11 protein-coding genes are annotated in these 14334 nt (G+C 47.3%); 10 read left to right on the forward strand and 1 reads right to left on the reverse strand.

Features of this window, described 5'->3' with window-relative positions:
- The first annotated feature begins 14 nt into the window (after positions 1-14).
- The 3 genes from OXB_RS08035 to OXB_RS08045 all read left to right on the forward strand — a co-directional run bounded on the left by OXB_RS08035 (position 15) and on the right by OXB_RS08045 (position 3054).
- Positions 15-1070, forward strand: a complete 1056-nt coding sequence (locus OXB_RS08035; RefSeq protein ID WP_442852891.1) for an acyl-CoA dehydrogenase — start codon at positions 15-17, stop codon at positions 1068-1070.
- Between the two features lie 164 nt (positions 1071-1234).
- Positions 1235-1717 (forward strand): NAD(P)/FAD-dependent oxidoreductase, encoded by a 483-nt coding sequence (locus tag OXB_RS08040; RefSeq protein WP_052483919.1) that lies wholly within the window; start codon positions 1235-1237, stop codon positions 1715-1717.
- Complete coding sequence (locus OXB_RS08045; RefSeq protein WP_158333663.1) at positions 1714-3054, forward strand: NAD(P)/FAD-dependent oxidoreductase; 1341 nt, start codon at positions 1714-1716, stop codon at positions 3052-3054. The genes OXB_RS08040 and OXB_RS08045 overlap by 4 nt, the downstream gene beginning before the upstream one ends.
- Positions 3055-3058: 4 nt before the next feature.
- On the opposite strand, the gene OXB_RS08050 is transcribed toward OXB_RS08045, so the two are convergent.
- Positions 3059-3511, reverse strand: a complete 453-nt coding sequence (locus tag OXB_RS08050) for a hypothetical protein (RefSeq protein WP_052483920.1) — start codon at positions 3509-3511, stop codon at positions 3059-3061.
- A 429-nt stretch (positions 3512-3940) separates the two neighbouring features.
- Between OXB_RS08050 and OXB_RS08055 the strand changes: the two genes are divergently transcribed.
- From OXB_RS08055 to OXB_RS17930, 7 genes are all read left to right on the forward strand, one after another.
- Positions 3941-5407: an Ig-like domain-containing protein gene (locus tag OXB_RS08055; RefSeq protein ID WP_041073303.1), complete on the forward strand. Its 1467-nt coding sequence runs from the start codon at positions 3941-3943 to the stop codon at positions 5405-5407.
- A gap of 873 nt (positions 5408-6280) precedes the next feature.
- Positions 6281-7816, forward strand: coding sequence for an FMN-binding glutamate synthase family protein (locus tag OXB_RS08065; RefSeq protein WP_041076484.1), 1536 nt, complete (start codon positions 6281-6283; stop codon positions 7814-7816).
- Between the two features lie 152 nt (positions 7817-7968).
- Positions 7969-9117, forward strand: coding sequence for an alpha-hydroxy acid oxidase (locus OXB_RS08070; protein ID WP_041073307.1), 1149 nt, complete (start codon positions 7969-7971; stop codon positions 9115-9117).
- Positions 9118-9378: 261 nt separating this feature from the next.
- Positions 9379-10767 carry a purine-cytosine permease family protein gene (locus OXB_RS08075; protein ID WP_041073309.1) on the forward strand — a complete coding sequence of 463 codons (1389 nt, stop codon included), beginning with the start codon at positions 9379-9381 and terminating at the stop codon, positions 10765-10767.
- 22 nt (positions 10768-10789) lie between these two features.
- Positions 10790-11548 (forward strand): creatininase family protein, encoded by a 759-nt coding sequence (locus OXB_RS08080; protein ID WP_041073311.1) that lies wholly within the window; start codon positions 10790-10792, stop codon positions 11546-11548.
- Positions 11549-11667: 119 nt separating this feature from the next.
- On the forward strand, positions 11668-12579 hold the full coding sequence (purU, locus tag OXB_RS08085; protein ID WP_041073313.1) for a formyltetrahydrofolate deformylase: 912 nt from the start codon (positions 11668-11670) through the stop codon (positions 12577-12579).
- A gap of 149 nt (positions 12580-12728) precedes the next feature.
- Entirely contained in the window at positions 12729-14240 is a 1512-nt protein-coding gene (locus OXB_RS17930; protein WP_144399665.1) for a S8 family peptidase, read from the forward strand.
- Positions 14241-14334 lie beyond the last annotated feature (94 nt).

Below are 14334 nucleotides of genomic sequence, written 5' to 3' on the forward strand. Positions count from 1 at the left end.
GCGGAGGTGGCACCATGCCCATGGTAATGGAAAAACAGGAAGTGCTTGCTGAATTGATTGCGCAGGAACTGAAGCCATATGTGAAAAAGATTGATCAAGATGCTTTTTACGCGGAGAGCTTTCTTCGCAAGCTGGGCGAATCGGGTCTGTTGTCATCTGGGGGCCGTCCCCAAGCGGAAGTGCTTGCGGACGGATTGTTCTTTGTCGGCGAGACTGCCAAAACATGCATGACGACTGCATTCTGCCTGTGGTGCCACCTCGCTGCTTTAACGTATGTCCGGACGACAAAAAATGAAAAGTTGAAAGCCGATCTGTTGACGAGTCTGGAAGATGGAACTTTGCTCGGGGCCACCGGGTTGTCGAATCCGATGAAACACTACGCAGGATTGGAATCCCTTCATTTGACCGCGAAACGCACGGATGGCGGCTATTTGGTATCCGGCGTTCTTCCTTCCGTTTCCAATCTCGGGAAAGACCATTATTTCGGAGCAATCGCCGGGCTGAATGAAACCGGGCAGATCATGATATTCGTCTCCTGCAATTCTCCCGGATTGAAGTTCAAGGAAAAAACGGATTACTTGGGGTTGAACGGCAGTGCGACATATAGCTGTACATTCAAAGAGGTGTTCATCTCGGACGATCGGGTGTTATCGGAAGATGCCAATGCGTTTGTGGCGGAAGTTCGCCCGACGTTCATCGCCTACCAAATTCCACTTGGATTCGGCGTGACAAATGCGTCTGTCCATTCGATCGAGAAAATGGCCAATCGGCAAAACGGCTGCAATCAGTATTTGCGTGTCCAATCACCGGAATTGCAATTGAGGGAGGAGGCATTGCGCCAGAAACTGCTTTCCCTCATTTTGGAGGAATCCCTCAATTGGAAGGAAATTGCTAAAGTTCGTCTTGCCGCGGCCTATTTGACGTTGGAAGCAGTGCAGGCTGCCATGCTTCACAACGGAAGTGCCGCTTATCTCCAAGCGAGTGCCCCAGCGAGACGATTACGTGAAGCCTACTTCTTTGCAAATTTAACACCGACTATTAAGCATTTGGAAAAGGTCCTTAGTTTATAAGGAATAGATTTCCTTATTTTCCTCATACGATAGCACCAGCCCTTCCTCGTCCGAAGGGCTGGTTTTTTTGTTTTGAAACTCTGTCAAGAATGGATGGGCAGCCGAGGGAGCTGCTTGTTTCTTCTCCGTTCACTTCGGGTATTTTTCAACGAGGAGTGAGTGGGATGGATTTTCATACGGGTTCTTTATATTGGCGGACAACAGTTGAGGAGGGATTGCCTCCTTTCCGTCAACCTGTACCAGCCGCATATTATGATATAGCCATAGTCGGAGGCGGGATATCCGGGGCGCTTTGTGCATACATACTTTCCCAAGAGGATTTACAAGTCGCCCTAATCGAAGAAAAGGAGATCGGGCACGGCAGCACATCGGCTAACACGGGACTTCTGCAATATTCGAATGACATTATGCTGCACGAATTGATGGAGCAGATCGGGAACGACCCGGCTGTCCGTTTTTATAAAGCGTGTGAGGCTGCAATTGGGCAATTGGAAAAAGTGACGGCAAGCTTGCCATTGGATGCTCAATTCCGAAGGCGGAGCAGTCTTTACTATGCCAGTACGGAGGATGATGTCCCTCGCCTGCGGAAAGAATGGCAAGCATTGCGTACCTACGACTTCCCCGTTCTATCAGGGGGAAGCGGGTGAAACAAAAACAAGAGTGGGGAAGCCGAAAGGCATCCATTTCCTATAGGAGTCCAACAGACGGCTCCAGCTGTCCGGATCAACTGGATGTTTCTTCTCCGTTCACTTCGGGTATTTTTCAACGAGGAGTGAGTGGGATGGATTTTCATACGGGTTCTTTATATTGGCGGACAACAGTTGAGGAGGGATTGCCTCCTTTCCGTCAACCTGTACCAGCCGCATATTATGATATAGCCATAGTCGGAGGCGGGATATCCGGGGCGCTTTGTGCATACATACTTTCCCAAGAGGATTTACAAGTCGCCCTAATCGAAGAAAAGGAGATCGGGCACGGCAGCACATCGGCTAACACGGGACTTCTGCAATATTCGAATGACATTATGCTGCACGAATTGATGGAGCAGATCGGGAACGACCCGGCTGTCCGTTTTTATAAAGCGTGTGAGGCTGCAATTGGGCAATTGGAAAAAGTGACGGCAAGCTTGCCATTGGATGCTCAATTCCGAAGGCGGAGCAGTCTTTACTATGCCAGTACGGAGGATGATGTCCCTCGCCTGCGGAAAGAATGGCAAGCATTGCGGCAGTATGGGTTTTCTGCGGAGTATTGGACACCGGAAGAGGTGGAATCAGCCTTTCCTTTTTCGAAGGCGGGAGCGATCATCACACACGGGGATGCCGAGGTGAATCCATTGCGGCTCTGTCGGGGGGCGGTTCGTTTTGCGGAGAAGCAGGGAGTACATATTTATGAAAACACTAGAGTCTTAGAGATTCATTCGACGAAGGAGGAAGTGAGGTTGGAGACAACGAACGGAGAGATTCGTGCGGGAAAAGTTGTTTTCACGACTGGCTATACTACCTCCCCCTGTTTAGACCATGGAAAGGAAAAATTGAACCGCACATTTGCGATGGCTACGAAACCGATGGAAGACGTGTCGACATGGAAAGAACGAATGATGATTTGGGAGACGGAACGGCCTTACCTCTATGCGCGTCTGACAGAAGATGACCGAATCATCATCGGAGGTTTGGACGAAGAAATATCAAGTCTGCTACATAATCGATCGGTCCTTCATTCCAAGGGGGAGCAACTAATGAGGAAGCTGGAGGACCTATTCCCGGAGATGCCGATAGAAATCGATCATATATGGGCAGCCATGTTTGGGGAGTCGACGGATAACCTGCCTATGATAGGCAGGCATCCGAAATTTCCCCGTTTGCTGTACTTGATCGGCCTAGGTGGGAACGGCACGGTGTACAGCATGCTCGGTGCAAAGCTCATTCGGGATTTGTTGGCAGGCATTCCGAATGATTTGACGGATATTGTCCGTTTGGATCGCTGAATTGTCAAATTTCGTTTTCTTCCAGATGAATCGTGAATAAATAATTTTCAAGTGCGTTTCGGATTTCTTTGATCGTTGCTTTGGCAGCCAGGTTGAAGCGATCGAATTTGAAGGCAATCGATTCCGCCTCCGGATCGGTTGGAGGACCCGAATTCGTGTCTTTTCGAAACGCTTCAATCGTTTCCAGCTCTTGCTTCAGCTCTCCCGGTAGGTTGGCGCGTTTGAAACGCCAACTGACCAGGGAGGGCTCTTTTTTGTCGTAGTCATTGCTGCCCTCGTATTGGATTGCACCGAAATACGGTTCACCTTGCCGGAATGCCGTTTCGCTACTGTAAAATTGCAATGTTTCCTTTGTATCACCTTGATGCAAATAAGCCCCGGCGACTTCCACGGACAGTTGGATATGACGGAAAATTGGTGTGATTTGAAATGAATACGATTCGATAGGGAAATTCAATGGATTTCCTCCTTCTTAAAGTGGTCAATACTCTTCTTATTATTTTCCCCTTACGAGAATTAAAAAACCACCTGTTATTTTGCATACTTTTCAGAGCTGGAATTAATTTTATTGAAATAATGAAAAACCTCTTTTAATTAAATGAAAAAGTTACCGCATACTTCGCTAAAATAGGACAAAGACTGCAAAAAATCTTTTCTCTTTGTTGGTAATAAACAGTTTATTTTAGGTTGTTGCAAGGGAGTTCTTCTATCGGACCCTTGAAGAAGTACGCCTAACTCACATCTTAGAAAGAAAAAATGATTTACTGGAAAACATTATTAGCATAATAATAATTTAAATGGAAATCTAGTTGACTTGCAACTTTTCTCATGGTAAAAATGGATTAAATCAAATTTTTCTGAAATTTAATTCAGAGGAGGTAATGTGATGAAAAAGTGGTTCAGTTTTCTAGTGGTGATCTTATTTCTCTTGGGGGGTGGGGGAGCCTCTGCACAGGAGGGGATCTACTGGTCGGCTGAGAAAAAGGGTGTTTATCAGCCGTTGTACCCATACACACTTTCATGGTCGGATGATGTGTTGAAAGATGGAGGATTTGATGTAGAAACCGAATCGATTGTCAAAGATCGAACAATGGCGGATCTAATTATTAACGTGAACAGCAGTATAGGGGCCAGGAAAATATCCGGGTTAAGCACTTTTAAGGAATTGATTGACCGAAAGAGTTTTAGGTTCCCTACGGATGGTTTCGGTGATCCGCGACAGAGTGCAACTTTTCAGGTAGGTGATGTCTTTGTAATTGAGGCGAGCGACGGGAAATATGTACAGATTCGGATTGATCAGAAATCGGCGAATGCCGTTCATTTCACGTATGTGATCGAAGAGGAAAAGCCCGTCGATCCTGAACCGGTAGATCCAAATCCAGTGGATCCGGTGGAGAAGGATTTTACGCAGAAGCCTCAGAAACCGACAAAAGATCCGATGAAAGAGTGGAAAGTTACATTCAGCAAACCGGTCAATCCGGCTACTGTTACATCGCAAACAGTGTATGTAAAAGATTCAAGTGGGAAAATATTTGAAAGCACTCCACGCGTTTCTTCAGACGGCCTGATTGTTTATGTTGCGCCAAGATATCCGTATAATCCTCTGGAAAAATACACGATTTACATTTCGAAGGAAGTGAAAAGCGCAGCAGGCACAAATTTGAAGACAGGCGTTTCTATGCCATTTGTTGTGGAAGCGGATGATGACAACCCGGATGAAGGGTGGCATTCGGGTTTAGTCGTGAATCGATCTGAGTTGAATCCGTATAGACTTTATGTCACTTGGTTGCCAAGCAGAGCAACGAATTTAGCGGGATATCGACTCTATTATAGAACGGAGGGTACGAGCGAGTTTGTGAGACTACTCGACTATAATGATCAGGATTATATTATCCCGACAAATGAAGTCCATATTGACATTAAAGATAAGAGCATCATCGGTAAGAATGTTGAATTCTATGTGACATTGGAATATTGGGATGAGAAAAAGGAATCAGCCCGTTCCGATATCAATACTCACTTGTTAGTTGACTACAGTGGGGGCAGCGGTGGGCTTCCAGTGAACAATGAATTTTTCGGCACTTGGAATCTCGAATTGGCGTATGTGGATTTTGGGACGTTGACAATTAATTCGAATGGCACTTATACAAGAACTGGCGGTCCAGAAGGAAACTTGACTGGTACATGGGAAATCCGTCCATACGGTTTCACCTTAGTCAATGCGGATAATGGAAGAGATTATGTTGTCCAATCCTATCCAGTTAAAGGCGGTATCAAGCTACTGACTGTCACCGATGGAAAATGGACAGATGGAAGTCCGATCACTCTCTATTATGTAGAAGGAAAACGCTAAAATAATATCGGGGCTGTCCGAAAAGTCCAGGCACAGAGTTGGATACTAGCAAAAAGCAAGGGCGCCGGGAGACTCCTGCGGGAAAGCCGGCCGACGAGACCCCGCACGGCTGTATGCCGGAGGAGGCTCGTCGGCTGGCCCGCGGAAAGCGACCAGAGCCCTTGCTTTTTGCGTGTTTAACCGGAAAATCCACTTTCTGGACAGCCCCTTTTGCCGTTTAGATAGCAATGAGAATGAGAAATGCCGCAAATCATAATTAACCTTTCAACAATCCTTCACAAGTTTACGATGATACCAGCAAACCTCGAAATGCTTCGTGGCCCTTACAATGTAATCATTTACCTTACGAAGAGCCCTGGCTCCACAACGTTTCCAATGAACCTCGCAACAAACTCCATCCACCTCACAACAAACTCCTCGAACCTCGAAACGTTTTGCCCCCCTCCAAACGTTTTTATTTACCTTTCAAAATGAACTCCTCCAACTTTGCAACGTTTCCAACAAACCTCGCAATAAAAGCCTTTCGCCTCACAACATTCTCCCCGAACCTCGAAACGCTACGGCCACCCTTCCAAACATTCTCCCCGAACCTCGAAACGCTACGGCCACCCTTCCAAACATTCTCCCCGAACCTCGAAACGCTACGGCCACCTTTCCAAACATTCTCCCCGAACCTCGAAACGCTACGGCCACCTTTCCAAACATTCTTCCCAAACCTCAAAACACATCTTCCCCACCTCGCAACATACCTGCTCCAAACTCACTCGACCTCAAAATTCCATCCAACTACGGTTAATTAAGCAGGCGGTAGGGTAAAACAAAGATAAAACGATTAAGCGGGGTGGAGCGTTGAATTGGTTTGAAAGTATTTCGATGACATCAGCTTTGTTAGTAATATTTCTGATTGTCTTGCCGATTTTAACAGGTATTTTCCTTTATTATTACGATCGGATGCAAAAGCAGCACGCCATTCTTCGAAACTATCCTATATTGGGGCGGGTCCGGTATATAACGGAAAAGACGGGGCCCGAGATGCGTCAGTATTTGTTCGATGCGGATCATGAGGGAAAGCCGTTCAGCCGAGATGAGTATTTGAAGATGGTGTTGCCTGGGAAATATTTAAACAGCGTCATCGGCTTCGGTTCGAAGCGGGATTTCCGGGAATCGGGATATTATATACGGAATGCGATGTTCACGAAGCAGACTGAAGAGATGCGAGTCGATAATGCCGATTTGGTGAATACGAAACGGTATGTGATTGAAGAAGAAGGTCTGTTTTCTCGTGATGAACATTTGGAGGACATTCCGGCATTGCCGTGGCTTCTTCCGGATGAGGATGCCGTCGTGATCGGCCCGGATTGTGAGCATCCTTTCCGTGTGCGCGGGCTGCTCGGTCAGTCGGCGATGAGTTACGGTGCGCTCGGGGAGCATGCAATCACCGCTTTATCCAAAGGAATCGGTCTTACGCCTGGTTCTTGGATGAATACGGGGGAGGGCGGTCTGTCGCCGTATCATTTGGAAGGGGGCGCAGATTTGATTGCCCAGATCAGTTCGGGTCTGTTCGGGTATCGGACGGAGGAGGGGGAGTTCAGTTTGGAGCGGCTGCTCGAAAAAGCGGCGCTCCCCCAGGTGAAGGCATTCGAACTGAAACTTGCCCAAGGAGCTAAAATGCGTGGAGGACATGTGGAAGGGGATAAGGTGACCGAGGAAATCGCGGCCATCCGGAATGTTGTGCCGTTTACGACGATCAACAGTCCGAACCGATTCCATCAGTTTGATGATTTACCTTCTTTATTTTCATTTATCGAGGAAGTCCGCACACATGCGGGTAAGCCGGTCGGAATCAAAATTGTCATCGGCGGCAAGGAGGATGCCGAGGAATTGGCTCATTTCATGCAACAGACAGGCAAGGGTCCGGATTTTATCTCGCTGGACGGTGCGGAGGGAGGATCCGGTGCCACGTATCAGGATCTGGCGGATAGTGTCGGATTACCGCTCCATTCCGCTCTTGTTTTGTTGGACGATGCACTGAGGAAATACGAAGTGCGCGATCGGGTGAAACTTATCGCATCGGGTAAAATCACAACACCGGACAAAGCCGCGATCGCCCTTGCAATGGGAGCAGACTTAGTGCAAATCGCCCGCGGTTTCATGATTTCAGTCGGTTGCATCATGGCGCAACGTTGCCATAGGAATGACTGCCCGGCCGGCGTCGCAACGACTAATGAAAAGTTACAGCAAGGGCTCGTCATCGAGGAAAAGAAATACCGTGTCGCCAATTATATTTTGACGATGCGCGAAGGCCTGTACCGCGTGGCTGCAGCGGCAGGGCTCGATTCCCCGACGAAACTCGAGCGCCATCATGTTGTTTTTAAAGATGAGAGGGGCCGGGTGTTTCCGGTGGAATGACTGGATGGAGAGAAGCCGTTCCTGCGGGGGCGGCTTTTTTTCGTGGATGTGTCCATTGTCAGGGGGGAAGTTTTCTAAAAGAACAGGCAAGTTGCTAAAAAGATGTAGTATAATATAAGAAAATTCATTACATAAAGGAAGAAGGATATACGATGACAGTATTCAACCACGAAAAAACGATGCTCAAAAATATCCAGGCAGCGGGAACGTATCCGGCTGCGTTTGCCGAGCTGGAGGCGGCCGCCCGGGAACTGCTTGATGTTGGACCTTACGGCTATATTCAATCTGGGGCGGGCGGGGAGCAGACGATGCGCGATAATGTGGCGTCACTTGCGAACTATTCCTATGTGCCGCGTTTCTTGAATGATGTTTCAAACGTTGAAACGTCGGTCACTTTGTTTGGCCGTACTTATTCATCTCCGTTGTTAATCGCGCCGATTGGTGTGCAGAAGATGGTACATGAGGAAGGAGAGGTGGCGACAGCGAAAGCCGCGGCCGATCTTGGACTGCCTTTCATTCAAAGCACAGTGTCGAGTTGCTCCATCGAAGAGATTGCAGCGGCCACAGGGACTAGTCCGAAGTGGTATCAGCTCTATTGGTCTCAGAACGAAGAAATCGCGTACAGTATGGTCAAACGGGCGGAAAATGCCGGATATGAAGCAATTGTACTGACAATCGACACGATGATGATCGGCTGGCGGGAGCAGGACATCCGCAGCCGCTTTTCTCCGCTCGCTGCGGGGTTCGGCCAAGGGAACTATGAGTCGGATGCTGTTTTCATGGAATCTTTGCCTGCGAGGGATCAATCTGCAATCGTTCAAGGGATTTTAGACAATATTCTGCACCCGTCATTGAGCTGGAAACAGGTGGCGGAGCTTCGGAAGTGGACGAAGCTGCCGATCATATTGAAAGGGGTTTTGCATCCGGAAGATGCCAAGCTGGCGATGGACAATGGAATTGATGGGATCATCGTGTCCAATCACGGCGGCCGTCAATTGGATGGCGCGATTGCCAGCATCGATGCGTTGCCGGAAATCGTGCAAGCGGTGGATCGTAAAATGCCGGTCTTGTTCGACAGCGGGGTGCGCCGCGGTTCCGATATCTTAAAGGCGATGGCGTTGGGAGCGGATGCGGTATTGGTCGGGCGGCCCTATATTTATGGACTTGCCGTTGGGGGCCAAGCTGGTGTCGCTCATGTGTTAAACAATTTACTGGAAGAATTCCGGATTTCCATGGCTTTGTCGGGCGTGGCGGATGTGAAAGATTTGGGGAAATTAAAGATTGTCAAAAATAATATCTGATCGTCACTCTTAAACTTAACGGTAATAAGGAACCAATAGAAAGATTATAAGGCTGACCCTGACGCAAGATTGATTGCGTTGGGTCAGTTTTTTGTTGCTTATAAAGGCATTTTAATCGGATATGTTCCGGACGCCTGAAGGAGCAGAAGTCAGCTCTTATCGGGGGCTAAGCAGGTACATAGTTTAGTGCGGTTTTCATAATAGCTCCCTTCGTCGAATATCATTTTGATAGGGTCATTTAATGAAAGGAGTGGAAAGAGAGTGCTGGATCTACAGAAGTCATCAGAACCTGATGTACAAGACAGTGAATTCATGCTTGAGGCTGTTCCGGCAGAGTCACGTCGTCCTACATGGAAACAAGTACTGGTCTGGGTAGGGTTCGGTTACGTAGTTACCGGTCTTTTTGTTGGTGGAGTCCTGGCTGGATTTGGAAATCAACCCGGTGTTCCACCTGTTATGGCATTGTGGGCAATTGGCATTGGAATGGGCGTATTAGCGATATTGACAATATTGCTTGGAATCATGGCGCAGAGAACCGGATTAAATTTAGCGCTTATTAGTCGTTATTCATATGGTGCAAAGGGAAGTAATTTGCCTCTACTTGTCATGGCGTTGTTGACACTCGGCTGGTTCGCCAGTATTACGGGGATGGTCGGTCAGATATGGAGTTCTCTGATCGGAAATCCGACCGGTATTACAGTGTTCAATCCTGCGGCACTTGGGTACGAAGGGATTCCCTCGATCACTCTAGAGAATTTTTTAGCTTGTGCTATATTCGGTTTAATATTCACATACACAGCGTATAAAGGGATGAAAGCGATTGAAGCAGTAGCAATCCCTGTTGCTCCTGTCATTTTGGCGATTGCCGTAATTGTAGGAGTAGGTATGCTGAATGAGGGAGGCGGAATTGCCACATTCTTCAGCGAAGCGAATACAATCGGTGGAATGGGGCTTGGTAGTGCTATCACCATTGTCATGGGAAGTTGGATTGCGGGAGTGGTTATGGGCGTTGATTTGTTCCGTTTCAATAGATCAATTAAAGCTGTTATTGCTGGAGCAATAGCCTGTTTCATCATAACCAATCCATTATTAAATATTGTCGGGTATATTGGAGCCGTCTCTGTCGGGCAGTTCAATTATGTTGAATGGATGATTGAAAAAGGAATTCTGTTTGCTCTTATTGGTGTCGTTGCTTGGACGACATCCCTCTGGACGACTAATAATGCGGAACTCTATTGTAATTCATTGTATGTCGGGCCTGTCATTTCATCATATGGGAAGAAAGCGAACCGGCAAAAACTTGTCCTAATTGCGGGTGTTATAGGAACGATTATCGGATCACTTGCGTTCTATCAAATCTTCTTCGCGGATTTCATTACAGTTTTAGGGGCGGCCTTCCTGCCACTTGCGGGGCCTTTGATTGCTGATTTCTTCATTGTGAAAAAAGGACATTATCCAGCGGAGGAACTTCATTCACAACCTAAATATAAGCCGGCTGGCATTATTTCATTTCTGATTGGGGCGGTGTTAGGCTTACTTTTTGAATACGTGATAGCCTCGCCATTCGGATTACCATCCGGACTTGTAGCATTAGTAATCACAATTATTATATACCCTATCATTTACCGCTTTACGACGAATCAAGCGTAAATGGATAGTAGATGGGAGAATGATGATGAAAAATATTGGGACAGAAATGACATTCAACCAATTTCAAAAGGCGGGAATTGATAAAGTTGTTTTTGGGGTGGGGGCCTTTGAAACACATGGATACCATATGCCATTTGGGACAGATGCGTTAATATCTAATCGTTTGGCTGAAAGGCTCGTAGAACGAGTTGAAGGAATGATGGTCCTCCCTCCAATTAACTACGGGCTCAGTGCACACTACAATGCACTGCCCTTTACGATCAGTTTACAACCGGAAACGATAGTCAATCTTATTAAAGAAGTATTGACAGAAGTTATACGGAATGGAATCAAAAAAATACTCATCATCAATGGACATGATGGTAATATTGCACCAATTGAATTAGCAGCACGTGCTGTAAAAGTAGAACATCCTCATGTTACGATAGCCAGCTTTAATGATTGGTGGGTTGCCGCAGGAAATATGGTCCCTAAAGACTTCTTTGAGAAGTGGGACGGTCTGGGGCATGCGGGTGAAGGGGAAACATCAATGGGCCTAGCGCTATTTGGTGAATTAATAGAAATGGAGCATGCGAAAGGAGTTATTCCTAACCTCCCGCCGCATGTGGAAATTAAATGGAGATTCGAGGAGCTAACAGACACTGGGGCTTCGGGTGATCCAAGCGTGGCGACAGTTGAAAAAGGAAAGAAACTCGAAAGTATCGTGTTGGATGTGTTAGAGAACTTTGTAAAGGAAATGGATCAAAAAGATTGGAAGTATGGATTACATTTGAAAAACTGAAGATGTTGGCTTATCTCCTAGTGCAAGGGGTTAGAATTTTTTCGTGTAATGATTGCGAAGACCTCTAAAATATTGCATAATAGTATGTTAGTACAACGACTACAGGAGATGTGCGAAACATGACAATTCATATAAATACAGATCCAAAAACACTTCAGCTGAATAATAAAAAATTGGAAAACCGTGGCCGCTTGCTCTTGAAATGTCCGGACCAGCCCGGAATCGTGGCGGAGTTGTCCAAGTTTTTATTTGACCATGAATCCAATATTGTGGAATCCAGCCAATACTCAAGCGATCCGGAAGGCGGCACGTTTTTCATCCGCCTCGAATTCCATTGTGAAAACTTGCCGGAGAAACGGGAGCAAATGGAGACCGATTTCCAGGCGGTTGCAGAAAAGTATTCGATGGAATACCGTTTCGCGTACGGCAGTGAACGGAAACGGACAGCCATATTCGTATCGAAAGAGCCGTATTGCCTGATGGAGTTGTTATGGGAATGGCAAAATGGAGACTTGGAAACCGACATCGTCGTCGTCATCAGCAACCATGAAGTTGCGCGTCCGATGGTCGAAGCACTAGGCATTCCATTCCACTATATCCCGGCAAATAAAGACATCCGCAAACAGGTGGAAGAGGAACAAATCCGCCTGATGGAAAAATATGATGTTGATTTATTGATATTGGCACGTTACATGCAGATTCTGACGCCGGAATTCGTGGAGCATTTCCCGAATCAAATCATCAACATCCACCATTCTTTCCTGCCGGCATTCATCGGCGCCCGTCCATACGAGCGTGCGTTTGACCGGGGTGTCAAACTGATTGGAGCGACTTCACACTATGTGACGAACGATCTGGATGAAGGTCCGATCATCGAGCAAGATATCGAACGGGTGGACCACCGCGACGACGTGGTCGAATTAAAGAAAATCGGCCGCCAAATCGAACGCCGTGTCCTGGCCAAAGCCGTAAAATGGCATCTGGAAGACCGGATTCTTGTAGAGAACAATAAAACGATTGTGTTTCATTGATATAAAACTCAGCCTGCTTCTGTGGGCTGAGTTTTTAATTTGGATTTAGTTCGAGAAGAAGATAGCTAGCTACTTAAACACTACCATTCCCTCTATAAAAATAGTAAAGTAAAGATAACTTTACGACTTGATAGAAGGGATGGTTGGGCGTGAAAAAAGGTAGACATCTTTTGCTTGTGACATTGCTTACCGTACTTGCCCCCTTGTTTATGTATAGTGGCACCGGATTTGCGGAGTCTGCGGATGTGCCGAATGAATGGCTCGTCAAGTATAAGGAATCGACCCGTTCTTTGGCAGCAACGGAGAAGCCGGTGACGGAATCCGTCGAAAGGATTGCCCCGCATGTGGAGCTGTTGACGTTTACCGAAGACATGAGCCGGGCGGAAATCCAAAAGGAATTGAAGAAGGATCCAATGATCGAGTATGTCGAGCCGAACAGGGAAAGACGATTGATGGCAACTGTGAATGATCCATATTACAGCCAGCAGTGGTGGATTCCGCATGTGAAAGCGGATATCCTCTGGACTCAGGCGTCGAAGCAGCAGAAGGACATGGTAGTGGCGGTGATCGACACGGGGGTTGATTCGGCCCATGAAGATTTGAAGAGCCGCATTGCGCCAGGTGGATATAATTTTTATTCCAACACGGCGGATGTCACGGATGAGAAAGGGCATGGCACGATGGTCGCGGGTATCATCGCCGCTCAATTGAATAATCGGAAAGGGATGGCGGGAACGGCTGGACCGTATCGGGTTTCGGTGCTCCCACTCAAAATTTTCAATCAGGACACAGCGAGTTTGTCGGATCTGATCCGGGCGATCGATTATGCCATTACGCAAGACGTGGATATCATCAATATGAGTCTCGGGGGCAAGGAGTTCTCCCGATTGGAGAATGAAGCAATCCAGAGAGCCATTGATGCGGGGATTACAGTCGTAGCTGCAGCCGGGAATGACGCATTGGCCGGGAATCCGGTCATGTATCCCGCCGCGTATGATCATGTCATTTCGGTTGGCGCAGTGAATTCCAAGAATGTGAAAGCGGACTTTTCCACGTATAACGAACAGGTGGATCTGGTAGCGCCTGGCCAGGGCATCCTATCCACTGCCCCGAATCTTAAGTATAGCAAGGGGGACGGGACATCGTTTGCAGCCCCGATCGTGTCGGGGACGGTCGCGATGGTCAAAGGATTGTATCCTGAGTTGTCGCCTCATGAAATCGAGCAATTGTTCAGAAGATCAGCCACCGATTTAGGGATGCCGGGCTTTGATTCTTATTATGGGATGGGCGTGTTGGACGCCGGAAAGTTGTATGCGCAACTGGAGGAGTATGAAAAATCCGTGCTCCAATTCGGAGGCGATTTCCCGGCGATGCAAGTCAATGGCTCGAAAGTGTTCGCCGTGACGTTCAATCAAAAGCTGGCAGCCGATCAAGATTTTTCGCGAGCCATCAAAATTAATAGAAGGGCGGATGGTACGGAGCCGATCACTTCCTTCGCGGCAGTCATCAACCCCGCCAACCCGGCTCAGTTGTTGATCACCCCTGCGACGAAATGGGAACCCGGTGCCCATTATTTAACGATTACGACCGATGTCCGCAATCAAAATGGACAACCTTTGAAGAAAGAAGTTCATATGAAGTTTAATGTGGGTAATCGTTGAACTGAAAGGAACCATCTTCTGCCGATGTTCCGGCGGGAGATGTTTTTTTTTTGAAAAGGCGCATGCTTTTCCACCTTTTGTAGGAACGAAGGAG

The organism is Bacillus sp. OxB-1 (genome assembly GCF_000829195.1).
Lineage (GTDB): Bacteria > Bacillota > Bacilli > Bacillales_A > Planococcaceae > Sporosarcina.

Bases quoted from the DNA above. Each gene is read 5' to 3' on its own strand.
- purU (WP_041073313.1), top strand. From the start codon at position 11,668: ATGACAATTCATATAAATACAGATCCAAAAACACTTCAGCTGAATAAT.
- OXB_RS08065 (WP_041076484.1), top strand. From the start codon at position 6,281: ATGACATCAGCTTTGTTAGTAATATTTCTGATTGTCTTGCCGATTTTA.
- OXB_RS08040 (WP_052483919.1), top strand. From the start codon at position 1,235: ATGGATTTTCATACGGGTTCTTTATATTGGCGGACAACAGTTGAGGAG.
- OXB_RS08055 (WP_041073303.1), top strand. From the start codon at position 3,941: ATGAAAAAGTGGTTCAGTTTTCTAGTGGTGATCTTATTTCTCTTGGGG.
- OXB_RS08035 (WP_442852891.1), top strand. From the start codon at position 15: ATGCCCATGGTAATGGAAAAACAGGAAGTGCTTGCTGAATTGATTGCG.
- OXB_RS08080 (WP_041073311.1), top strand. From the start codon at position 10,790: ATGATGAAAAATATTGGGACAGAAATGACATTCAACCAATTTCAAAAG.
- OXB_RS08070 (WP_041073307.1), top strand. From the start codon at position 7,969: ATGACAGTATTCAACCACGAAAAAACGATGCTCAAAAATATCCAGGCA.